This is a genomic window from Pedobacter aquatilis (assembly GCF_030409415.1).
GTDB lineage: Bacteria > Bacteroidota > Bacteroidia > Sphingobacteriales > Sphingobacteriaceae > Pedobacter > Pedobacter aquatilis.
In genome coordinates this window covers 149,976-173,584 of sequence record NZ_JAUFPW010000035.1, presented here as the reverse complement: position 1 = coordinate 173,584, position 23,609 = coordinate 149,976, and the positions used below count along the sequence as shown (strand labels likewise).

The following is a 23,609-nucleotide window of genomic DNA, read 5'->3' as shown; positions in this document are numbered from 1 at the left end:
AACCAATTTTTATAAAAACTGTATCATCAATTCTACATATTATTTCAAAATTGATTTAATTCAAAATGAGATAAGGAGTTTGATATATTTGATAGCCGAATATAAATGCCTTGAAAAAATTAGTCCTCTTATTCTCTATCCTTATTTTGGCAGAATTTTGTTCTGCCCAGCCTTACTATTTTCGACACTACCAAGTTGAAAATGGGCTATCGAACAATACCGTTTTCTGTAGCGCACAAGACGAAAATGGTTTTATGTGGTTCGGCACAAAAGATGGATTAAACCGATTTGATGGTTATCAATTTAAAACTTACCGTTACGATATAGAACAACCAGGCAGTTTAGGAAACGATTTGGTATATGATTTACATAAAGATGCTGAGCATAATTTATGGGTTGGAACGAACAAAGGCGTTTATCAATATATCCCTCAGAAAGAACAATTTAGAATAATTAAGGGAACTGAAAATCTTCGAATTAATGATTTAAATTCTGATAAAGAAGGTAACCTTTGGATTATTTCCCTTTTTAAAATTTATTTATACAACAGTAAACAGAAAAAACTATACGCTTTTGGTAAAAATGCTGCATTTGATGCAAACGCTGTTTCGATAATGAATGATGGAAGTATTTGGATAAGTACAATGCAAGGTACTATCGAAGAATATAACCCTAAAAAAAAGGTTTTTAAATCTCACTTTGTGATGAGTAAAACCAACCCGCAAGAAAGTAGTTGGGCAACCAGAACGCTGGATGTTGGCAACCAGAAAATACTTGTAGGAACGGCAAATCAAGGTATAAAATTATTTGATAGAAAAACCGGATTAACTAAAGATGTTTTAACCTTTAACGATGACAAAACTTCAATTTATGTTCGCGACATAATACAGGCCGCCAACGATGAGTTTTGGGTTGCAACAGAATCTGGTGTTTATATTTACTCGAGCAAACAAGTTACACGCCTTAAAAAACAATATAGCAACCCCTATTCTTTAACAGACAATGCCATTTATACTGTTTTTAAAGATCGTGAAAATGGAATTTGGGCAGGAACGTATTTTGGTGGCGTAAACTATTACTCAAGTCAATATTCAATCTTTACTAAATATTTTCCTCAAAGAGATAATAATGCCATAAGTGGTAGCGATGTAAGAGAAATTTGCAAGGATGGAGATGGAAATTTATGGATTGGCACTGAAGATGCCGGTTTAAATATGCTTAACCCCAAAACAGGACTTTTCACAAATCTTCTTCCTAACGGGAAATCATCAAGTATTTCTTATTATAATATTCATGGTTTGCTGGTAGATGGAAATAAACTTTGGATCGGTACTTTTGAACACGGTCTTGATATTCTTGATATTAAAACCAAAAAGGTTATAAAGCATTATTCTGCTGGTAAAGGGAATAAGTTACGTACAAATTTTATCGTTAGTTTTTACAAAACCAGCAAAGGCGATATTTTAATAGCCACTATTTCAGGATTATATATCTACGATAGAAAAAACGACGATTTTGAGCTTGTGCCAAATATCCCGGTAGTATTTTATGAGTTAATAACGGAAGATGCTAATGGAAATATTTGGGCCGGAACTTTTAACGATGGCGTAATCCGGTTTAGGTTAGATAGTAAGGATGTAAAGCAGTACAAAAACAACCCAAAAATTAGCAAAAGCTTAACCCATAATACCATAAACGGCATTTTGCAAGATAGTAAGGGCAACATTTGGATTAGTACAGATGGTGGTGGCTTAAATCTCTATAATCCTAAGGAAGATAATTTTGAACACATTACTTCGAAGGATGGTTTACCAAGCAATTTTCTTTTTAGAATTATTGAGGATAAGGATAATAAGCTATGGATTGGCAGCACCAGAGGTTTAATTCATTATAACCCAGCTCAAAAGACAGTAAAAATATATTCCCGCTCTAACGGTTTGCTTACAGATCAGTTTAATTATAATTCTGGTTTTAGAGATGTAGATGGGCGTATCTATTTTGGCAGCGTAAGAGGATTAATTAGTTTTAAACCCGAAGAATTAAAAAACTATGCAATAAATCCATTAGTTAAATTAACTGGATTTCAAATTGATAATGAAGAAAGTAAAATCTCTGACCAGGATTCAGTACTTAAAAAATCTATTCTTTATACCGATAACATTAGTTTGAACGATTCTCAATCATCTTTTAGTATTGATTTTGCCGCATTAAGCTATACCTCTCCAGATATGACCCAATATGCATATCGAATGAAAGGCTTAAGCAATAAATGGATTCACCTTAAAACCAACCGAAAGGTTTATTTTACAAAATTATCGGCAGGTAATTATGTTTTTGAAGTTAAGGCCTTAATAAATGGTGCAGCTAACTGGAGCGAAAATAATCCCCGCTTATTTATAGCCATACTCCCGCCCTTTTATGAAAGTAATTTGGCTTATTTAATATATGCTATCGTTTTAACTACATTAGCTTATTACCTTATACGTGGCTACCATCAAAAAATGGAAAGCAGAACCAGACGCAGAATGGAACTTTTTGAGAACAAAAAGGAAAGGGAAATCTATCAAGCCAAGATTGAATTTTTCACCAACATTGCACACGAAATAAGAACGCCACTCACGTTGATAAAAGGGCCGATGGAAAAAGTTATTAAGCAAGCTGCAACAGTTCCTTTTATTGAAAAAAACTTGCGTGTAATGAACCGGAACACAGATAGATTACTTAAATTAACCAATCAGCTACTCGATTTCAGAAAAACAGAAGTAAATGGCTTTTCATTAAACTTTGTAAATGCTAATATTTCTGATATACTAAATGATATAAATATTATTTTTCAGCCAATGGCTGAGGAGAAAAACCTGATGTTTTCGTTAATAATGCCTAACGAACCTTTTTTTGCCTACGTAGATACTGAAGCTTTTTACAAAATTATTAGCAACCTAACAGATAATGCTATAAAATATGGTGAAAAATTAACGGAAATAAAATTACTGATTGGTGAAGGCAAACCTGATTTTTTCAAAATTGAGGTATTGAACGATGGACCGCTAATTGCTGCCGAATTAAGAGATAAAATTTTTGAGCCATTCTTTAGGGCAACAGAACAACAAGTAAAACAAGGCACTGGTATTGGCTTATCTATATCAAAATCACTTGCAGAGTTACATGATGGAAATTTATTTGCAACTGTTAATGCTAAAGGACAAAACCTATTCGTACTCGAACTACCTATACATCAGCTTATCGAATTTAACTTGAAAGGAAAATGGAAAAAACAATAGCGAACGACTTTACCAGACAAAATGATAAACCAGAGAAATTTGTAATTTTACTTGTTGATGATGAGGAAGAAATTCTTGAATTTATTGCTGATGATTTGAATGAAAAATATCAGGTTTTAAAGGCAAAAAATGGCTTTGAGGCATTAGAAATTTTAAGTCAAGAGATTGTGCAGTTAGTAATTAGCGATGTTATGATGCCTGGAATGGATGGCTACCAGCTTTGCGAAAAAATGAAATCAAGTTTGGAGTTTAGCCACATTCCGGTGATTTTGCTTACAGCAAAAACCAGTTTACAGTCCAAAATTGAAGGTTTGGAAATGGGCGCCGACGCTTATGTAGAAAAACCATTTTCACCAGAATTTTTGCAAGTACAAGTGGCATCGTTAATAAAAAACAGAAACAAAATTAAGGCTTATTTTGCCAGTTCGCCGTTAATTCATATTAAAACAATGGCGTATTCTAAAAGTGATGAACATTTTTTGGAGAAACTTCAAAATTTGATAAATCAGCAATTGGATAACCCGCAATTGGACGTAGAGCATTTGGCAGACCACATGAACATGAGCCGACCAACCCTGTACCGTAAAATTAAATCGATTTCGAATTTAAGTCCGAATGAATTGATTAACATTGCCCGATTGAAAAAGGCAGCCGAGTTACTTAATAATGGTGATTTGAAAATTTACGAGATTTCAGAGCAGGTAGGTTACAGCTCACAAACGCATTTTGGGCGAAATTTCTCCAAGCAATTTGGTATGTCTCCTTCTGAATATATTCAATCTAAAAATACTAAGAAACAGTAGAAGTTGCTTCTTTCTTTTTAAACACTTTTTTGATAAGGGCCGCAATAGGAACCATTAATAAACCGGCTACCAAACCTAATGCGAGTTCTTTAACTATTGTAATTAGCGTTGGGAAAATGTTGTGAATGAAATCAATATTGTGATTAAAAATACCACCAGCAACCAAAATTAAGGCAATTGTACCCACAACATTCAAGGTTTTAATAATTAATGGTAATGCTTTAACTAAGGTATGTCCAACTTTAGATAGAAAACCTTTATCGTTAGAGTTTTTGATAAGTTTGAAGCCTGCATCGTCCATACGAACAATTAGCGCAACAATTCCATATACACCAACCGTAGCAATTAGCGCCACAACCGAAACCGTTAAAATTTGAAGGGTTAAGCTTTTATCTAAAACCGTACCCAATGCAATGATTACAATTTCTACAGAAAGAATAAAATCTGTTGTAATTGCTGATTTTACTTTGGCTTTCTCAACCATAGCATCGCTTTTTACAACCTCTGCTGCTGCTTGTTTTATAGGTTTTTTACGATGAAACAGAAATTCTATAATTTTCTCAACACCCTCGTATGCAAGATATAAACCACCTAAAATTAATATATATTTTATTGCTATCGGGAAAAAAACGTTTAGCAACAAAGCTATCGGTACAATTATAATTTTATTGATTAATGAGCCTTTTGTAATTGCCCACAAAACAGGTATTTCCCTGGATGATAAAAATCCAGTTGCTTTTTCGGCGTTTACGGCTAGATCGTCGCCTAAAATACCGGCGGTTTTTTTTGTTGCAATCTTAGCGGTTACCGCCACATCATCCATTAAAACTGCTATATCATCTAAAATTGCAAAAAAACCCGAAGCCATAAATATGTACATTTTATCTGCTGCAAATTATAAATTCAAATTTGAATTAATAGCAAGTTTAATACAGAATGTTGAAAATTGATTCGGAAAGCTAATATGTAATAAAATAACTTGCTTCAGCAATGAATTTAACACATGAAAAATGCCTCCAAAATATTAGGAGGCATTTTGCACTTTATAAATGCATTATCTTAAGATTAAAATTTATAAGAAAGCGTTGTTAAAAACTGACGCGGGGCAATTGGATTTACACTGTAATTCTCATGTACAAAATAGTTTAACTCGTTGGTAATGTTTGACATTTTAGCAAGCAAAGCAAATTTTTTCCAGGTATATCCTGCTGAGAAATCTAATGTAGTAAATGCAGCCAATGGAATTAATCTGATGGTTGTTGCATTTTTAGCATCATTCCATCCGCCGTTGCGCTTTCCAGTATAAAATGCAGAAGCCCCAAGTTTTAAGCCTTTAACTGCTCCATCCTGAAAAGTATAAAACAAGGTTGCATTAGCTGTGTTTTTTGTAGTTCCAACCAAACGTACATCTTCAATCATTCCGGTAACGGCTGCAGTATTTGTGTAACGCATATAGTTGTAAGAATAGCCCATTAAAAAATTTAATCCTTTAGCTAGGTTTCCAGTAACATCTGCCTCAAAACCATCACTTGTCGTTTCGCCATTTAGTTGTCTGAAAAGTGCGCTTGTACTTCCATCAGGCATAATTGCTGCTTGTGAAATGTTGCTGTTGATGATTTTATAGTAGGTTAAATTTGCAGTTAATTTACCACCGAAGAAATCGTTTTTAACGCCCGCTTCATATTGATCAACCATTGATGGTGGCAATGCCTGACTATTTACATCGATGCCAGAATTTGGGATAAAATTGTTTGCATAGCTAACATACATCGATGTTGTTTTTAAAGGCTGATAAATTAAACCCAGTTTAGGAGAAAAGGCATCATCAAATTTAGTTGCGCCTTGCGTAATTGCGCCCGTTTCTAAATTTAAAGCCCTTGAGCTTGAATTTTTTTGATCGGTATAGCGAATGCCTGCCAAAACTTTAAACTGGCTGGTTATTTCGATTAAATCCTGAACAAAAGCACCATACCTGTATATTGGCGCTAGCGTTTGGGTTATGGCAAAAGCTTCAGGCATAATGCCCGAACCATAATATGTAGTTGGATCAAATAGATTTACATTTCCATAATTATATGTGGTGATATTAGCACCTGCCGCTGTTTTACCGTAAGCAAAAGCATTGCTGGTTACTCTCGATTGGTCGGCATCTACACCAACTAACAAAGTATGCTTCAAACCACCAGTTTTAAAATTACCGTTCAAATTAATTTGCTGGTTGTAAGTGTACTCCTGACTAATTTGTCTTGCCAAATTTCTGGATGCTACACCAGTTGCATTTGCCTGAATCCGTTCAGAACCATAATAGTTACGATTATAAGATTGGAATGACCCCAACGCATTTAGTTTCCAATTCTCGCTAAACTGATGCGTAATATTTGCTTGTGCAGTAGCTGTATTCGTTTTATTATAAGCCCAAGGCGTATTGATGAATTTCTCGCGACCATAATCTACAATTACGCTATTAACAGAACCCACACCGAAATCTGGTGTATAATCACTTTTTAGATAATCTCCCTGCACCAAAACTTCAGTTTTATCACTTATTTTATAAAGTAAGGATGGATTAATGTAGAGGCGATTAGACTTTACGTAATCTCTAAAACTGCCGGCATTTTCATAAGTACCAATTGCCCTAAAAGCCAATTTCTTCGAAATCGGACCATAAAGATCTAACGTTGGTTTGTACTGGCTATAGCTTCCGCTTCTCATTAAAACTTCACCGCCGTATTCGAATTTTGGTTTTTTGGTAACCATGTTTACAACAGCACCACCAGTAACACCACCATAAAGTAAAGCAGCACTACCTTTTAAAACCTCAACAGATTCTAATGTACTTGCTTCGGGACTGCCACCTATTGCTGTACGCGCGCCGTTTTTAAAAATATTGTTCGAACCCAAACTGTAGCCTCTAGAATAAAAATTCTCGCCTACACCACCACGATTTGCACCTAAAGCCACGCCGTTAACGTTTTTCATTACGTCGCCAAGGCTGTTTGCCTGCTGATCGGCAATTACTTGTGTGCCGATAATTTGAACGGCCTGAGGCAAATCTCTTGGTGCAATTGCAATTTTGCCAAGGTTTACTGGTTTTGTATTTGGAGTTCTGTAACCATTAATTGCAACTTCATCTAACTGAGACGAAGATTCGGCAATTGAAAAAGAAATGTTAGCAGTTTCACCATCTTTTACTGATAAATCTTTTTCTTGCGAAGAAACTCCAACAGCTGAAACTTTTAAAGTATAAGTTCCGGCAACTACATTTTTTATTTGGAAGTTTCCTTTTTCATCACTCTGTGTAGTTTTATTGGTGTTTTTTAAACCAACACTGACAAAAGCTGCTGGATTACCATCTCTGGTTTTTATAGTTCCAGATATAGAACCATTTTTTGATTGTGCTAATACATTAGTCGAAATGAAAACGAAAAGCATGAACAATTTAAGGAAAGGGGTAGATTTTCTATACATCTTATTTAGATTAATTCTTAGTTGGCGCAAAAGAATGAAATTAAAATGAGATTAGAAAATTATTTTTAATTATTCTAAATAAGAATTGTAAGTATTTATTTAATTTTCTTAAACACAATAGATTTTTTCTAAATTGTAAATTGCTTAAAATTCATTCCTAGATGGATCTTTTTCTTCAATCGAGAAAAATATAAAGTCGTAATCCCTATATTTGCAGCCAAAAGCTCCCGTAGTTCAATGGATAGAATTATGGTTTCCGGTACCATCGATATGAGTTCGAATCTCGTCGGGAGCACCAAACGAGACAAGTCAGTTTTTCTACTGCGGTCTCGTTTTTCATTTTAAAGATTTTTTTAAAATTCAGGTCTATTTACCTTGACAGTTGAGCATTAGTGTTGTTAAGAGGTACTACAATAAACTCATCACTATTATCTTTAGTTGCAGTCTTCATTTCTGCTGCCATTCGCTGGATTTTGCTTACAAATTGTTAGATATGATTTATAATTCAATTGCACTAAAAATTACGAAATCATGAAATAAATTAGATTTAAATAAACTTATTCTTCATTTCAAATTAATAAAAAACTTGCAGCTGGTTATAAATTATTCTAATTTAGAGTAAAAAAACAACTTATGAATTCGGTGAATTTGGTGTATTCTGCATCAGCTTTGCTGCTAAAAATATACTTACTTAAAAAAGCATAAGAAAACTGGGCTTTACAGAAAATGTTGAAATATAGAACAGAACCAGTTAGCATTAAGATATTTTAAACAACCAAATAAACTAAATAAGAATATGGCAACAACAAACACCTATTTAAATTTTAACGGAAATTGCGAGGAAGCATTCAATTTCTATAAATCTGTTTTTGGAGGAGAATTTACTTACATCGGCCGCTTCGGCGAAATGCCACCAAGTGAGGAATTTCCTGTTTCAGAAGCTGATAAAAACAAAGTTATGCATGTATCGTTACCTACCGGCGCTTCAGTTTTAATGGGAAGCGATAATGGCGAGCAATATGAATCCGCTTTTGTACAAGGCAATAATTTTTCAGTGTCAATAAATGCCGACAGTAAGGAAGAAGCTGATAAATTATTTAACGGACTTTCTGCAGGCGGGCAAGCAACGATGCCAATGAGTGATACCTTTTGGGGTGCCTACTTCGGCATGTTTACTGATAAGTTCGGTGTAAATTGGATGGTAAATTATGATGATCCTGCAAAAATGCAATAACAATAATTACAAAAAGGATTGAGCTATTTGTAGTTCAATCCTTTTTGTTAGAGAAACCATTAATCAACTATTGATAATGTAATTTCCTAATTCAACACTATCCAGCGATTTAGCGTATTATTTTTAGCTTCTAAAACAACCTTATAGAATTTTGAAGGATATTTTTCTACATTAACCAAAGCATGATTATCGCTAACCGGAACTTCTGCTAAAAGCTGGTAATTATCTACTCTGCCAACTTTAAAATTATTTGTTGGCGCAATCCATACTTTAACTGTTCCTGTATTTTGTAGTGATTTCCAGCTTACATCTAAATTTCCCTGAATGTAATTTGCATTGATATCAGCTATCGAAACTTCGCCAATTAATGGAATGCCATCTACTTCGTAAAGATTAGCTTTTGGAATATTAACCGACATAAATCTTGCAATTGTTGGCATGATATCCACAATCGCCGGGTGAAAATATTTGCTGTAATTATTTAAGCCTGGATAATTGCTTAGCATCCAGGTACTGCGTTGTCTGGCCGATTGACCGCCATGGTTTTTACCAGTTTTTTCATCCCGACCATGATCGGTAGTTACCACCATTAACCAATCTTCATTAAAATTCTTTTTTCGATAGTTTATCGCATCATAAACCTTGCCCAACTGCACATCTAATTTCTTAATAGCAGCCGTAAACTGCGGACTATCGCCATGCATATGCCCCATATCATCTGTATATTCTAAGTAAATCCACGATAAATCTGGTGCATCTTTTTTCAAAGTTGCAGTAGCTTCACTAATTACTTTTTCATCAATTCTACCCATAAACTCACGGGCTTTATCATGTTTAAAATTAACCGTATCTAATTCGTAACCATCAAAATATTGGTCTACTTGTAAGTTACCGGCAGCAGGCAAATTATGCCCGAGTAATTTCGTTCTGTTATCTAACCAACTCGAAAATATTGCAGTCTTTTTTGCAGGGTATTGGGTTTTAAAAAACCTGAAAATATTCTGGTAATTGTAATTCGGGTCTTTGATATCGTTATCTGGAATGTTGTGCTTATTAAACCAAACACCTGTTAACAAACTATTGTAACCAACCGCAGATATGGTTGGTGTTTGACTATAACCACCCTTTTCACCACCAACGCTCATTCTGGTATAACTTCCATCTTTAATGATTCTTTTGATATTTGGCAGGTCAAGGCGTTCAATCAAATCTGCCGGAATACCATCAGCTATAATAAAAACTGTTTTTTTTGCCTTTTGCGCCCACACATTCATCGAGATGGTAAGTAAAAGCAACACTATAGATTTTTTTATCATTTCTTCCTTTTAAAATATTGAGATTTTTTAATCCAAGAGGTACTGTATCATAAATTAATATTGATATTAGATTAATCTTGGAAAGTCGTCATTGCCGTGAAAACGGAAATCTTAATGCGCACAATGTATAACTTAAGCATTAAGATGCCCAGTCAAGCTGAGCATGACGAAAGCGTCAAATCAAATCCTTTACAAATATTCACTTCATTACGATACAGCACCATTTAAGGTTTAAGGTTTAAGCAACCACATTACCTGATTAATATCATCGCCTTGCGGATATTGTCTTGAAATTGCTGCTGAAACATTTTGTTGATTCAACCTCAATTCAGATTCAGGATACATCCAACGTTTAGGAATGCGTTTTTCGTTCAACATACCTGCACCTGTTGTATCAAAAACTGGAAAACCCGTTCTTCGTTGCTCGTAAAATGGTTGCCATCCACCATTCATAAATGAAGCAATGTATTTTTGAGTAATGATATTGGAAATCGGACCAGATGCTGAAGCTAACTGTACCGCTGGTTGTGCCAGATAAGTAACAATTGTGGCCTCATCAATGCCGTAAAATTGCATAGAAGCTCTGATACCTTTTTGATAAAAATCGTTTGCGCTTCCGGTAATCCAACCTCTTTGCACACCTTCTGCCAAAATAAACTGCAATTCTGCATAACCTAAGGCAATGCTTGGCTCGTTAGTTGGATTGTTGTAATAACGTGGTTTAATTTTCGAAACCTCACCGGCAACTGTTTTTGCATTATTTTCATTAACAGGTGCGCTTCCTCTTGCACCACCATAAGCATTAAAATCGTTTACAGGTAATGCCGAGAATTTGGTGGCTTTATCTGCAAAGTTAAAAAGACGCACATCCTTTAACGATTTCAATAAATTAACAAAAGTTTCTTCCATGTAGTTGGTGGTTTGTATATCGTTATTATTAAAATATGGATAACGGTTTCCAGCTAAATCATAAAACTTTAATTGTGCATTATCTGCATTGCTTGTTAAAATTGGATATTCTGTAGGATTAGCAACAATCTCCGCAAAACGCTTTTTAACCTCAAATCTCGCATCGTTTTCCTTAATGGATAAACTCATCAAAACCCTAAGCGATAAGGTATTAATTACACGTTTCCATTGTTGCATATTGCCATTAAAAACAATATCACCCTGGATGTTTGGCGTGTTTGCAGTAATCAATCCGTTAGCAGCTTTTAAATCATTCAAGATGTTAAAATAAATATCCTCTTGCTTATCATAAACCGGACTAGGCACATTTTCATCGCCTTTTAAAGCCTGACTGTAAGGAATATCGCCAAACATTTGGGTTAATTGTAAGAAATACCAAGCCCTGAAAAACTTTGCAATTGGCTGGTATTCTGGTTTGTTTTGACTTGTTGCGGCCTGCTCCATTTTCATAACCTGACGTAGGTTATTAAAGTTACCGAAGCTGCCTCTGTTCCAGCCGTAATATTGGCTTAACGAAACCGCATCGGTATAAACCATCTGGCGTGAAGCAAATGCTACCGTAATATCAGTTGTTTGAAAAGCTGTTTGCTCAACTGCATTTAAAAGTAAATCGGGCGTAGCAATAGTCGATTTGTTGGGGTCTGTCTGGAATTCGCTAAATTTCTTGCAACCTACTTGTGTAAGTGCAGTAAATAATAACAGATATAATGTCTTTTTCATATTCGTGCAGATTAAAACTTAAGGTTTACATTAAAGCCAAATGAACGTGTTGATGGTGTTTGTAGATTATCTGAAGCTGGATCAGGATCTACGTTTGGCATTTTTGAGAATAAGAGCAGGTTACGTCCTACAATTGAGAAATCAAGTCCTTTGATAAAAGATTTACCTAATAACTTACTTGGCACTTGCCAACCGATGGTTACCTCTCTTAATTTTAAGAAAGTTTGCGAGAAGTAATTGTAGTTGTTATAAGCGCCGTTACTGGTGTTGGTCATATAATCGATGTAGTTTACCGCTCTTGTATTTGGAGCAAAAACGCGGGTATCGCTGGTAATGTTTCCATTCGCATCATAAGTAGCTGCACCGCTAACCACAACCACACCGTCGCCAATAAATGTAGATCTGCCTGCATTTGCATCTACACGATATTGGTTAAGCGTTCCAGGATTAGTTCCACCCCACCACATTTTTTGGTTAGTAGTAGAATACATCATACCGCCTAAACGTCCATCAACCAAAAACTTTAAAGTAAAGGCTTTGTAATTGAAGGTATTTTCGATACCATATGTCCAGTCTGGAGATTGATAACCTAAAAATCTAGAGAAAGTATCATTCAACGGAAAACCATTACTACCATAAATAAATTGTCCCTGACTGTTGGTTTGATAAACTGAAGTGAAGATTTTATCGGTACGATCGCCAACTCTTAAAAAGTTTAGGGTTTCAGCACCGCCATAAATTTCTTTAAGGTATCTGCGGTATTTACTTAAGTTAACCGCCATGTTCCAGCTGAAATCGCTGCTTTTTAAAACCGTTCCAGAAAGTACAAACTCTAAACCCTTACGTTGGAAAACGTTACCATTTGCCAATTGGCTGTTGTATGCACTTGTTATTGATGTTGGGATTGAAACAATATTGTTAAAATCTTTGGTTTGATAATAAGTTGCCTCTAAACTTAATCTATTATTGAAGAATTTAGTATCTACACCAACCTCCCAGCTGTCAGAAGTTTGAGGTATAAGATTTCCATTTAGCAAAGCATCACCAAAGGTTAAAGAAGGAACACTATTCCAAATTGTGCCCTTATTAAATGATGGCAAATAACTGTAAGTGTAAGCGTTATCATTTAAAGTTGCACTAGAAACCCTCGACCATGAACCACGAGCTTTTAAATAACTAAACCACTTTGGCAATTTAGTAAGTTGAGAAACCACCACAGATGTAGTCACCGATGGATAGAAAAAGCTATTATTTGCAGTTGGTAACGTAGAAATAACATCGTTTCTTCCAGTTGCAGTTAAGTAAATTGCATTTAAAAATTCTAAATCTAAAACCGCATACAAACTACTTGTACGTCTTTCTTCTACAAAGTTATTACCCTGAATTGGGTTTGCAGAATTGCTTAAATTATAAAAACCCGGAATGGTTAAACCATCTGTACTGGTAGAACCATATTTGTGATTTCTGTAATAGTTTGCTGCACCAACTTGTGCGTGTAACTTAAATTTATCGGTAAAAGTGTGGTTGTAATCACCAATCAAATCCGAAACTAAATCTATATAATTTCCGGTTGCAACGGTAAATTGCCCTCTTGATTTATTACCGTAACCGATATAACTCATTGGCTCTTTGTAAGTACGATTTAAACCGTAACCGTTGATACCGTTTCTAAATTGAACACTAAAAGATGGACTTATCTTGTAGTTAAGATTTAGTGAACCGAAAGTATTGTCTTTATCGTAACCTCTTAAATATTCATAAGCCTGAAAATATGGATTATTATAGTACGAAGTATTATAATTACGCTGTTGAATACCTTCTTTACCCGGAATCCAATAATCTCTCAAATCTTCAACACTTACGTCGGCACCTGTCCATAAAATTAAGTTATATAGATAGTTTGTTGGCCCATAACCTGTTTCAGGGAAGTTTTTAGTAAACTGGCGGTTATAATTTAATCTAGCATCAACCGTGAAGTTTTCTGATAACTTATAATTTCCTGAAATATTGAATGAACTGTTTTGTAAATCAGTATTTGGTACAATACCACGTTGGTAAATATGCGAAGCTGATGCCCGGAAAGAACCTTTATCTCCACTCTGAGTAATACTGATGTTGTTACTCGCTATTAATCCTGTTTGGAAGAAATCTTTAACATTATTTTTTCCTCTTGAGATAAAAGGCAACGGAACCAACTGGCCAGTAACCGGATTTCTCGGACTGTTGAACTGAGGTGTTTCAAAAAAGCCACTCGGCGTTGTAGGATCTGGTTGGTCTAATTTTGGTCCCCAAATCCAGCCTGAACCTTCTGGCCCACCACCTGAGCCATCAACATAAGTATACTTACCTTTAAAACCTGCGCCATATTCCGTTTGTACTTCAGGAATGCGGATAAAACTTGGCTGAATTTGCGTGGAACTATTTACATCAATACTTAAATCTTTGCCCTTACCACGTTTGGTGGTAATCATAATGGCACCATTCTGCCCGATTGAACCATATAATGCGGAAGCATTTGCACCTTTTAAAACGGTTACCGATTCAACATCATCAGCATTCACACGATATAAATCTGCCGATTGATCTGGAATACCATCAATAACAACAAGGGGTTTTCTACCCCTTAATGAAATGCCCGGGTCTTGAAACAGGTCGGTTGAATTGGTAATGTTTAAACCAGCCACACGACCGGTAAGTGAATTAATAATGTTTGGTTCTCTGGCTTTTACTAAATTTTCGCCCTGAACTTCCTGAACTACGTAACCCAATTTAGCACGTTCTTTTTTAATACCGAGGGCAGTAACCACCACTTCTGATAATGCCTTACTGTCTTCGAGCAATTCAATTTTGTAAGCGTTTGCATCATCAACAGAAACTTCCTTAATTTGGTAACCAATACTCTTAAATACGAGAACAGCACCATTATCGGCTTTGATTGAGAAATCGCCATCTTGATTGGTAACTGTACCCGTATTGGTACCTTTAATTAATACTGAAACACCCGGAATACCCTGATTATCTTTATCGGTAACATGACCTTTGATAATTCTCGGCACTTCGATGTTGGTCAATTTCTCTAATGGTTTTAAAATAATTTTATTGCTTAGCTTGGTGTAGGTAAATGGCACAGCCGATGAAATTTTCTTAAGCACTTGTTCTAAGTTGCTGTTGGTTTCATTTAAGCTGACTTGTTTCTGCATAAAACCATTACGATCTACACATACAAAGCTAAAATTGGTTTGTTTGTGGATTACGTTAAAAACATTTTCCAAAGATTGGTTGTTCATTTTGATGGAGCACTTTACCTCGGCAAGACTCTTTTCTGCGTTTCTTCCAGGGTTGGCAAAAGCAGTGTTGAAAAAAGTCATCAATAGACAGGCTATTGTAAAACCATTTTTCAACGAAATTAAAGACGCATTGTAGATCTTTTTTTTCATAAATTAGCAAATTCGTTAATTAAATTTTAGTGTTTATTTGGCGATTAATAGCCGGCATCTCGACCATGCCGGTTTCTTTTTTTTAAGGTGACTATGCTTAACACAGTCTTAATTCTTTTCTTTCTATTTCATTACTTAGCGTTTATGTAAATTTTATTTCCTTGTTTACGATATTCTAAATTTCCTGGTGCGCAAATAATCGTAAGTACATCTTCCAATTTATCGCCCTTAAACTGTGCATAAATGCGTGTATCGGCTGTGGCTTGGTCGGCAAAGATGATTTTAACACCATACATATTTTCTATTTTAACTGCAGCATCGCTCAATTTTTCATTACTAAAAGTGAGCGTTTTAGTCATCCAGCCCAACACATTTACACTGTCAAGGCTACGTTGAAACATACGAAGACTGCTCCTGTCAAAAGAAAGTTCCTGACCAGGCTTTAGCAAATAAGCATCATCTTTGTCACCATTAAGGTTAACTTCAACTTTGCCTTCCAGAAGTGATACGGTTGTTACTTTTTGGTTCTTTTTGGCATTAACATTAAAATGCGTTCCTAATACTTTTACAATTAAATCGGCAGTTTTAACGCGGAAGGGTTTGTGCGGATTTTTACTAACTTCAAAGTAAGCCTCACCATCTAATTCTAGATTTCGTTCATTACCAACAGAAACTGCAGGATAGCGCAATATACTTTTTGGCCCCACCGATATTTTGGTTCCATCAGTTAAGGTTATGTTTTTCATTTCCCCTGAACGTGTGCTTACCATAAGTATTTCGGTTTTAGCTGCGTGAGAAGGCTTCAAAAAATAGTAAAGACCAAAAGAAACGATGAATATGGCGGCAAGACTTGCTGCAACCATTTTCCACATAAAAGGATTCAGTTTCTTGATTGCGATATTCTCCTCTTCATGAAGTTTTATTCTTGATTTTAATCTTGTAAGGGCATCGGCACTTTCTTCCGTTTTGGAAAAAACAGTGTATTGCCAGGTTAGTTTAATCTCCTCAAAAGTTTGCTCATTCTTTGCAGAATCTGTAATCCAATCTGCGAGAACTTCGTTTTCTTCTGTAGTTGTTTGCTTTTGCAGGTATCGTGTAATTAATAAATAAATTTCTTTTTCTTCCAATGTCTGTTGTATTTAAAAGGAAGACGAAAAAGTATAATCACATCCTTACAAGATTAATTACATTTAACAAAAAAGTAATATGATTAACAATTACTTAACATTAAGAAGGGGAATTGTAATGACGAAAGTTTTCTTTCAGGAATTTTAAAGCTCGATACATGTGAGTTTTAACCGAATTTAGGGAAATGCCGAGCATTTTTGCTATTTCTTCGTAAGAAAGATGGTCATGTCGGTTCATTCTAAATACGAGTTCAGTTCTTTCGGGCAATAAGGCAATCATTTGGTGAATATCCAGATGGAGTTCCTTATACATCAGCACCTGATCCGGACTTTGATAATTTTCTATCGGCTTATCCTCAATAAAATCAACTGAAACAAAAGCACGAATCTTGTTTTTTCGGAAATGATCGTAAACTTTATTTTTAACCGAAGTGTATAAAAAGGAATTTAATGCGGTGTGTATAGATCGCGTCTTTCGGCCTTGCCAAAGTTTAACAAAAACATCCTGCACAAAATCTTCTGCTTCGCCATCTGATGATTGAAGCAGCGATTTGCAAAACCTTATTAAACCCGGATAATACTTGGCAAACAATTGATCAAATGCTTTTTCATCATCATTACTCAACTGCAATAAAAGCTCAAAATCTTCAGTTTGGTTCGTGCTCATAGTTAAAACAAAGCTAAAGTTCACCTGTTAAAGTGCGATTAAAATAAAGTTAAAAAAAATAGTAATGCAACCAAGCATCGTTAAATTTAAGCTGCCAGGCAAATTCTGTTTCAAGACTGCACTCTTATCTTATTTATCGAAATTTATAACCTTTACACAAATACACATAAAACTTACGAACCGGGCGTGAATTTGCTTCAACAATAATTGGCCTTAACTGCATTACAGAATTGAAATAAGGCTTCAACGAATCATTAGAAATAGCCTCCTTATTTACATCTTTAAATTTAGGATCAGAATCTATAAAAATTGCATCCTTTCCTTTCAAAACCGATAAATCTGTACCAATAAAATCAAAGTGCAAGGCATGCTGCCCAATAACATTTTGGCCATATATAAATGAATCGCTGTAAAGATTCAGTTCTGCCGTGGTCTTATAACTATCAGCAGAAAAAATAAAGCCTGCCTTATATTTGTTCTTAAGTAAATTTGTTTTTTCTAATAGCGACTTCCATCCTACCCAGGTATCATCAGATTTTATTTGAAATGGATAAAATATCAACTCCAGCAGTAACCCAAAATGAACGATAAATGAAAGGATGACTTGCATTTTAAGCCACTTTTTATCGATCATACTTCCCGCCAATAATATTCCGGTAATATAAGATGGTATCATCCAATTTATTTTAACCCAATAAATTGGCGAAAGTAGCTGAAAGGTTAAAAAAATTGGCAGAAAAAACGATAGTAGAAAAATACCACTCGCTGTTATTTCCAGTTTTTTGGATACATATTTACTTGTCAATTTAACTACAGAAACAATAACTGCTATAAAAACTATCGGAATTAGCAGCGCCAGTTGATGCCCTAAAAAGCCAAAAAATAGTTGTGGCTTGAAATTTAGGGCCGCTGCATCCTGCATCCGTTTACTGCTTTGAAAAGCAAATGATGCAAAGTGGTTTTGCACATTCCAAATAATAACTGGCGAGGAAACCAAAACCATAATTAAACAGCTTAGCCAAGGCCAAATGCTTAACAGGTATTTACGATGAGTGGCTGATAAAAACAAAAAAAGCAGCATACCTGCCGGAAGAAAAACAGCCGTATATTTACTATCAAATGCCAAACCCATCAAAACTCCTGCAATAAGCCAATATTTTTTCTGGTGATTAAATATTGCCTTGTATAATGCAATTAGTGAAACCGTCCAAAAGAAGAGTAAGGGCGTATCCGGAGTAGAAACCAATGAAAGTATGCTGACCATAAGCGTAGTCAAAAAAAGAATCATCACTTTTTCGGTTTCATATTTGGGAAAAATTCGGATACTCAATTTGTAAACGGCAATACAAGTTAATGCTGTTAAAAAGGAATCCGCTAATTTTATGGCAAATACATTTTTACCTAAGACAGTTGTAAATAACCATAAAAGGTATGCAATTGCTGGTGGATGGTCGAAGTAAGATAGACTAGGGTGTTGCGAATAAAAGAAATAATAGGCATCCTGAGGCATCGGTCCCATTATCCAAATGGAAAGAAAACGAATGAATATAATGCCAATCAGCATGTAAATTGTGCGTTTTCCAATGGAAAGTTGTATCCTGTTGAAGATGTTCATCGATGATGATTTATTTGATAGAGATGATGAGGATGGAAATAATTACAAACTAAAGTCTGCCAGAAAGCATCAAACCCGCTCCTCTCGGTTGGTAATAAGGCATCACTGTAAATTTTGAAGTTTGCTTCTTGTTAAAAACCTGCTTTATGTATGGGTAAACCAAATAAGCAATCTTCGTGGAGGCAATTCCAAATCCGGCCCCGGCTACTACATCACTAAACCAATGCTTATTGTTGTACATTCTTAAAGTACCCGTGGTAGTGGCTACAAAATAGCCTGCATAACCAATCCATGGATTAACATCTTTATATTCCTGATGCAAAAACTCCGCAGCCATAAAAGCTGAAGCGGTATGACCAGAAGGAAAGGAATTATTGCCATTATTATTTGGCCGCATTCTGCCAATACCCTGTTTAACAAAATGTGTTGATAAGCCCATCACGGCTGCTGATGTAAGGTAGAGCATACTCGCATCAAAAAGGTTGTGCTTTCCCTTAACGCCAGATAGATTTAAAGCATAAACCGCAGCCGCAGGCGCAAATTGCATGGAATCGTCAACGTGTGCCGCAAATAAGGGATGGTCTTCCTGCAATTCAGCTTTTGTACTCATATCAAGCTGATTGAGCGCACCTTTATCGTAAACCGCTGCAAAACCATACCCAGCCAAAACAGCAGGCACAATGAAAGAAGCAACTTTAAACTTCTTTTTTTGGACTACATTTCCTGCATACCAATTGCTTGTAGTATCAATGGTTATTATATGGTGTAATAAATCAGCTTCTTGTGCATTTGAAGATAATGTTGCTGCAAAAAACAACAACATTAAAGGGACGATTTTTAGCATACTAAAGCTTTACAGGATTACCCTTGGCATCAAATAATAAATCCTTTCTTTTACTTCCGCTTCGTATTGTACTGTTCCATCGGCTTTGGTAATTTTTGCTGTTTCGGCAATTTTCATTCCTTTTAATTTTGCCAATACAGCTGTCGGAAGTTCTGTTGATTTAATTGAAACTTCAGTTTCCATTAAAGAACCAGATGCCGCATAAACTTCTGAAGTTTCGATACCTTTTGATGTAAATTCTGCTTCGTAGTTCTGCTTTTCCATTTCCCATTTTGCTTTTAGGCCTGGATGATTTTTTGCAAAAGCAGCTTTAACTGCAGCAGGTACCTTTGCATCTGCAACCTTTTGCGCAAATGAAACCGCAACAACGCCGCCCATAAGTACAAAAATTCCTAAAATCTTTTTCATAGTCTTAATTTTTTAATCAAAACTATAAGGCAAATATGTAGTAATTCTGAAGTTAGTAGCTTTTTAGAAAAGAATTTTAAAAATATGTTTATCCTCTTCTTTGGAATAAGTAATCTGATAGCCATAAAGGTTACATACTTGCTTGGAAATCGCCAAACCAAGACCCATGCCTTCTGATTCACCTGATTTAGAAAATCTATCAAAAAGCCTGTCTTTTATGTTGTTATCTTTTCCGGTGTTAGAAATTGTGAGTGCAGATTCAGATAAATCAATGATTATTTTACCATTTGGAATGTTATGCCTAACTGCATTGCTAAAAAGATTATTTAAAAGTATATCGGCAAGGTAACGACTCATAACAACAGTTTTGTTTTCCAGTTTCGCTTCAACCTTTAATCCATCTCGTTCAAAAAGCTCTTGAAATTGCCTTTTCTTCGATTCCAGAAGCTCTTTTATATCTACTTCCTGCACATCGGGTATTAAATTATTCTCAATTTTCGCCAGCAATAACAATGATTGATGAAGCCTTGAAAGTCTGCCTGTTGCCTGGTAAATATCTTCCAAAAGTGTTCCTTGTTGTTCAGTAAATGCATCTGTTTGCAGTAAAGAATCAAGCTTGGAATTGATAACGGCCAGGGGGGTCATCATTTCATGAGAAGCATTATCTGTAAAACTCTTGAGCTCTTTGTAGTCTTTTTTTACTCGCTCGGCCATTGAATTAACAGATTGGTTAAGCTCAATAAATTCATCAATATTGGTTGGCTCTTGCCTAATATTTTCCATTCTGCTAACCTCGAAAGTTTTCATGTGTTTAAGCACCTGGTAAAACGGCTGCCAGAGTCTGTTTAAAACAAATCGGTTTATTAAAAAAAGCGAACCTAGCAAAATGGCTGTAACCCCTAAAGTAATTATTAAAATCACCCTCAATAAATCTTCTGATTCTACTTTAGATTTAATAATGGTGACTTCAATCACCTCATTTTTTAAACGAAGTGAGGTAACCAATCTACGTCCTGGCTCTAATTCATTTTCTTCCGAATTGAAATAATTGACATTGCTAAATTCCCTTTTAACAATCGATGCAGAGGCTAAATGTCGGTAAGAAATTTGCTGCTCGAGAAAAATACCTGGAAGCGGGAGTTTTTGAAATGTTTGGGTATAGTGCCTAATCTCATTTTCCTCAACTTCTAAATCCTTATCCAACTTGTTTGTTAAGATTAAGTGAATCACCAGATAATAAATAAAGCCTGTAATAATCAGCACAATTACTGATGCCGCAATATTTACCCGGTTATATTTTGATGATAATTTCATACCGCTGTGAACTTATAACCAATACCATAAACCGACTTAAGATAATCCTTAGCTCCGGCCTCGGCCAACTTTTTCTTTAGGTTTTTCACATGCGTATAGATAAAATCGAAGTCGTCAGACAAATCCATTTCATCGCCCCAAAGGTGTTCGGCCATTGCATTTTTCGTAACCACCTTATTTTTATTCGATAAGAAATAGACAAGCAAATCGTATTCTTTTTTAGTGAGGATAACCGGTTTTTCATTTACCATAACCTTCATTGCAGATACATCAATACTAATTTCCTGGAAACGGATAATATTATCGCCATCAAAGTTTTTACGCCTTACAATTGCACTTACCCTAGCTTTTAATTCTGAAAGGTGAAATGGTTTAACCAGGTAATCATCAGCACCTAAATCAAGTCCGGAAAGTCTGTCATCCAACGAATGACGAGCAGATATAATCAGCACACCATCGCGTTTATTAAGTTTTTTAAGCCGGGTTAATAACTCCAATCCTTCTCCTCCAGGTAATCCAAGGTCTAGTAAGATGCAGTCGTAACTGTATAGCTCAATCTTTTCACTCGCCGAGTTAAAATCTGCTGCATGTTCGCACAAATTTCCCTCACCGGTAAAATAAGCCAAAATACTTTCGTACAAAGCCTGCTCATCTTCAATCACCAATATTTTCATAATGTAAAATAGTAATTCTGTATTAACTTAACTTATTTGCTTAGCAAGTTTTGCTATGTTTTTATCTTTATTTTTCTGCAGTATTTTTTGTCCGAAGGCAGTAAAATAACGATGCTCTTCGAGGAATTGAAGATTTATAGTTTCCCATTCTTGTTTGTTGTAAATCTTGCCAAGCTTTAATGCCCATTCTTCTTTAAGTTTAAGCGCAAAGGCAGGATAATCAACCATCGAAAAATGATAAAAATCAGCATCGCAAATAACCTGTTCCAGCAAATTAACAGGATGTTGCGGCAGCCTTGTCGCCAAAATACAACCAACAATAATCTTTATTTGTTCCGCCGATAAGCCATTAGTGCTTAAAAAATCTTTGGCTATAATCGCACTTCGCTCTTCATGACCAATGTATTTTTCTACATAACCAACATCATGTAAAAAAGCAGCAATAATAAGCAAAAACCTTTCATCATTGGTTAAGCCAGCTGCCCGCCCAATAAGCTTAGCAGCCTCTACAACCAGCAAAGTATGCTCAAGATTATGGAATTGGAAGTCATTATCAAGCTTTTTAAAATGCTCAACAACAAATTTTTCTACCCTGGTTAACAACACATCAGAATACGCCTCCATATCTATATTTTTTTTCAATATTAAAGGCAAATTCTGGAGGAAAACTGTAGAAAGAGATTCGAAAGAACTGACAACAATTTACAACAATGCCAACAGGCACCAGAAAATAAGTATTATCCTTATTTCGATTTAGTGAAATTACTTTGATATTTTTCTGGTCAAAAAAAGCCGGGATTGAAAATAAAATTGTAAACTTTGTAAATAAAATTTCAAAAACATGTTAAACTTCCAGAATCTCCTATCTGGTAAAGGCAAGTACTTTATTGGTTTAATGATACTTTTGTTTATTTCAGCAATGTGTGTAGCAATCAGTGCAAGCGATGTTGATGATTTTGCAATTGCGAGAAGGGAAGTTTTGCTCCGGAGAATCGGACATGAATTGCTTCTACAATCCGGAGATGGTAAATCGAGAGTACTTCCGATTGAAAAGATTGCTGATAATGAATATCAAATCAAGTTTGAGAATGAACTTACATTTCAGCCGGGTTCTTTGGTAAATACAACAAAAAGATTGTTATCTAAAGATCCATTCGCAACCGATTATATTGTTAATGTTTTAAATAGAAACAATGCTAGCGTAACTTACGGATTTGCAATATCGGGAGATAAAAGGGATGATATTGTATCTTGCATAGGTAGGAAACAACCATCAGCACCTTACATAATCAATATTAAATTCAAAACAACGGGTATTGCTAAAAATAGCTATCTTTTTGGCAGTTTACCTCTTTTAGCCATATTTGGATTTATTTTTCTGAAATCGAATAAATCTGGACAAACTTTACCTAATGAACCACAACCCCATACTTTTACATTGGGTTCTGTATTGTTTGATGCTAAAAATCGAAAGCTTATTGTAGATGAAAGAGCAATAGAATTAACTGCAACCGAAACGCGTGTACTACTCATCTTCGCAGCTGCACCTAACGAAACCATAGAGCGGAGCCGACTACAAAAAGAGATTTGGGAGGATGAAGGCGTTATTGTAGGTAGAAGTTTGGACATGTTTATATCAAAACTTAGAAAAAAACTTGAAATTGATACTCAAATTAAAATCTCGGTGATACGCGGAATCGGGTATAAGCTTCAAATCAATGGAGAATAAATT

Annotated in this window: 17 protein-coding genes and 1 tRNA gene; 5 read left to right on the top strand and 13 right to left on the bottom strand. The window is 35.3% G+C overall.

Translation table 11 applies throughout. From position 1 onward, the window contains the following. Positions 1 to 110 precede the first annotated feature (110 nt). Positions 111 to 3,281, top strand: coding sequence for a ligand-binding sensor domain-containing protein (locus QWY86_RS17745; RefSeq protein ID WP_290244035.1), 3,171 nt, complete (start codon positions 111 to 113; stop codon positions 3,279 to 3,281). Continuing rightward, a complete protein-coding gene (locus tag QWY86_RS17740) occupies positions 3,266 to 4,084 on the top strand; it encodes a response regulator transcription factor (protein WP_290244034.1) in 819 nt (272 codons plus the stop codon). The genes QWY86_RS17745 and QWY86_RS17740 overlap by 16 nt, the downstream gene beginning before the upstream one ends. Here QWY86_RS17740 and QWY86_RS17735 read toward each other — a convergent pair. Together QWY86_RS17735 and QWY86_RS17730 are read right to left on the bottom strand one after the other, a co-directional pair. Beyond that, positions 4,071 to 4,952 carry a DUF808 domain-containing protein gene (locus QWY86_RS17735; protein WP_290244210.1) on the bottom strand — a complete coding sequence of 294 codons (882 nt, stop codon included), beginning with the start codon at positions 4,950 to 4,952 and terminating at the stop codon, positions 4,071 to 4,073. The genes QWY86_RS17740 and QWY86_RS17735 overlap by 14 nt on opposite strands. A 197-nt stretch (positions 4,953 to 5,149) precedes the next feature. Continuing rightward, positions 5,150 to 7,552 carry a TonB-dependent receptor gene (locus QWY86_RS17730; protein WP_290244033.1) on the bottom strand — a complete coding sequence of 801 codons (2,403 nt, stop codon included), beginning with the start codon at positions 7,550 to 7,552 and terminating at the stop codon, positions 5,150 to 5,152. Between the two features lie 223 nt (positions 7,553 to 7,775). Between QWY86_RS17730 and QWY86_RS17725 the strand changes: the two genes are divergently transcribed. Both QWY86_RS17725 and QWY86_RS17720 read left to right on the top strand, forming a co-directional pair. Next, positions 7,776 to 7,850: transfer RNA gene (locus tag QWY86_RS17725), tRNA-Arg, on the top strand. Positions 7,851 to 8,348: 498 nt separating this feature from the next. Next, positions 8,349 to 8,786 (top strand): VOC family protein, encoded by a 438-nt coding sequence (locus QWY86_RS17720; protein ID WP_290244032.1) that lies wholly within the window; start codon positions 8,349 to 8,351, stop codon positions 8,784 to 8,786. A gap of 86 nt (positions 8,787 to 8,872) precedes the next feature. Here the strand turns inward: QWY86_RS17720 and QWY86_RS17715 are convergent, their stop codons facing one another. The 11 genes from QWY86_RS17715 to QWY86_RS17665 form a co-directional block, all read right to left on the bottom strand. Beyond that, positions 8,873 to 10,102, bottom strand: a complete 1,230-nt coding sequence (locus tag QWY86_RS17715) for an alkaline phosphatase family protein (protein WP_290244030.1) — start codon at positions 10,100 to 10,102, stop codon at positions 8,873 to 8,875. A gap of 231 nt (positions 10,103 to 10,333) precedes the next feature. Beyond that, the gene (locus tag QWY86_RS17710) at positions 10,334 to 11,791 is read right to left on the bottom strand and encodes a SusD/RagB family nutrient-binding outer membrane lipoprotein (protein ID WP_290244029.1); all 1,458 of its coding nucleotides are present in this window, start codon (positions 11,789 to 11,791) and stop codon (positions 10,334 to 10,336) included. 11 nt (positions 11,792 to 11,802) lie between these two features. Beyond that, complete coding sequence (locus QWY86_RS17705; protein WP_290244028.1) at positions 11,803 to 15,228, bottom strand: SusC/RagA family TonB-linked outer membrane protein; 3,426 nt, start codon at positions 15,226 to 15,228, stop codon at positions 11,803 to 11,805. Positions 15,229 to 15,359: 131 nt separating this feature from the next. Then, entirely contained in the window at positions 15,360 to 16,355 is a 996-nt protein-coding gene (locus QWY86_RS17700) for a FecR family protein (protein WP_290244027.1), read from the bottom strand. A gap of 100 nt (positions 16,356 to 16,455) precedes the next feature. Continuing rightward, positions 16,456 to 17,022 carry an RNA polymerase sigma factor gene (locus tag QWY86_RS17695; protein ID WP_290244026.1) on the bottom strand — a complete coding sequence of 189 codons (567 nt, stop codon included), beginning with the start codon at positions 17,020 to 17,022 and terminating at the stop codon, positions 16,456 to 16,458. 133 nt (positions 17,023 to 17,155) lie between these two features. Next, positions 17,156 to 18,637, bottom strand: a complete 1,482-nt coding sequence (locus QWY86_RS17690; protein ID WP_290244024.1) for an ArnT family glycosyltransferase — start codon at positions 18,635 to 18,637, stop codon at positions 17,156 to 17,158. Positions 18,638 to 18,686: 49 nt separating this feature from the next. After that, positions 18,687 to 19,481, bottom strand: coding sequence for a phosphatase PAP2 family protein (locus QWY86_RS17685; protein ID WP_290244023.1), 795 nt, complete (start codon positions 19,479 to 19,481; stop codon positions 18,687 to 18,689). A 9-nt stretch (positions 19,482 to 19,490) separates the two neighbouring features. Next, entirely contained in the window at positions 19,491 to 19,889 is a 399-nt protein-coding gene (locus tag QWY86_RS17680) for a hypothetical protein (protein ID WP_290244020.1), read from the bottom strand. Positions 19,890 to 19,952: 63 nt separating this feature from the next. Beyond that, positions 19,953 to 21,203, bottom strand: coding sequence for a sensor histidine kinase (locus QWY86_RS17675; protein ID WP_290244019.1), 1,251 nt, complete (start codon positions 21,201 to 21,203; stop codon positions 19,953 to 19,955). Beyond that, positions 21,200 to 21,877: a response regulator transcription factor gene (locus QWY86_RS17670; RefSeq protein ID WP_290244017.1), complete on the bottom strand. Its 678-nt coding sequence runs from the start codon at positions 21,875 to 21,877 to the stop codon at positions 21,200 to 21,202. Before QWY86_RS17670 ends, QWY86_RS17675 begins: the two co-directional genes overlap by 4 nt. Positions 21,878 to 21,904: 27 nt before the next feature. Further along, positions 21,905 to 22,519 (bottom strand): HD domain-containing protein, encoded by a 615-nt coding sequence (locus QWY86_RS17665; RefSeq protein ID WP_290244015.1) that lies wholly within the window; start codon positions 22,517 to 22,519, stop codon positions 21,905 to 21,907. Between the two features lie 199 nt (positions 22,520 to 22,718). Here QWY86_RS17665 and QWY86_RS17660 point away from each other — a divergent pair, with 199 nt between their 5' ends. Further along, positions 22,719 to 23,606 carry a winged helix-turn-helix domain-containing protein gene (locus QWY86_RS17660; protein ID WP_290244013.1) on the top strand — a complete coding sequence of 296 codons (888 nt, stop codon included), beginning with the start codon at positions 22,719 to 22,721 and terminating at the stop codon, positions 23,604 to 23,606. The last annotated feature ends 3 nt before the right edge of the window (positions 23,607 to 23,609 follow it).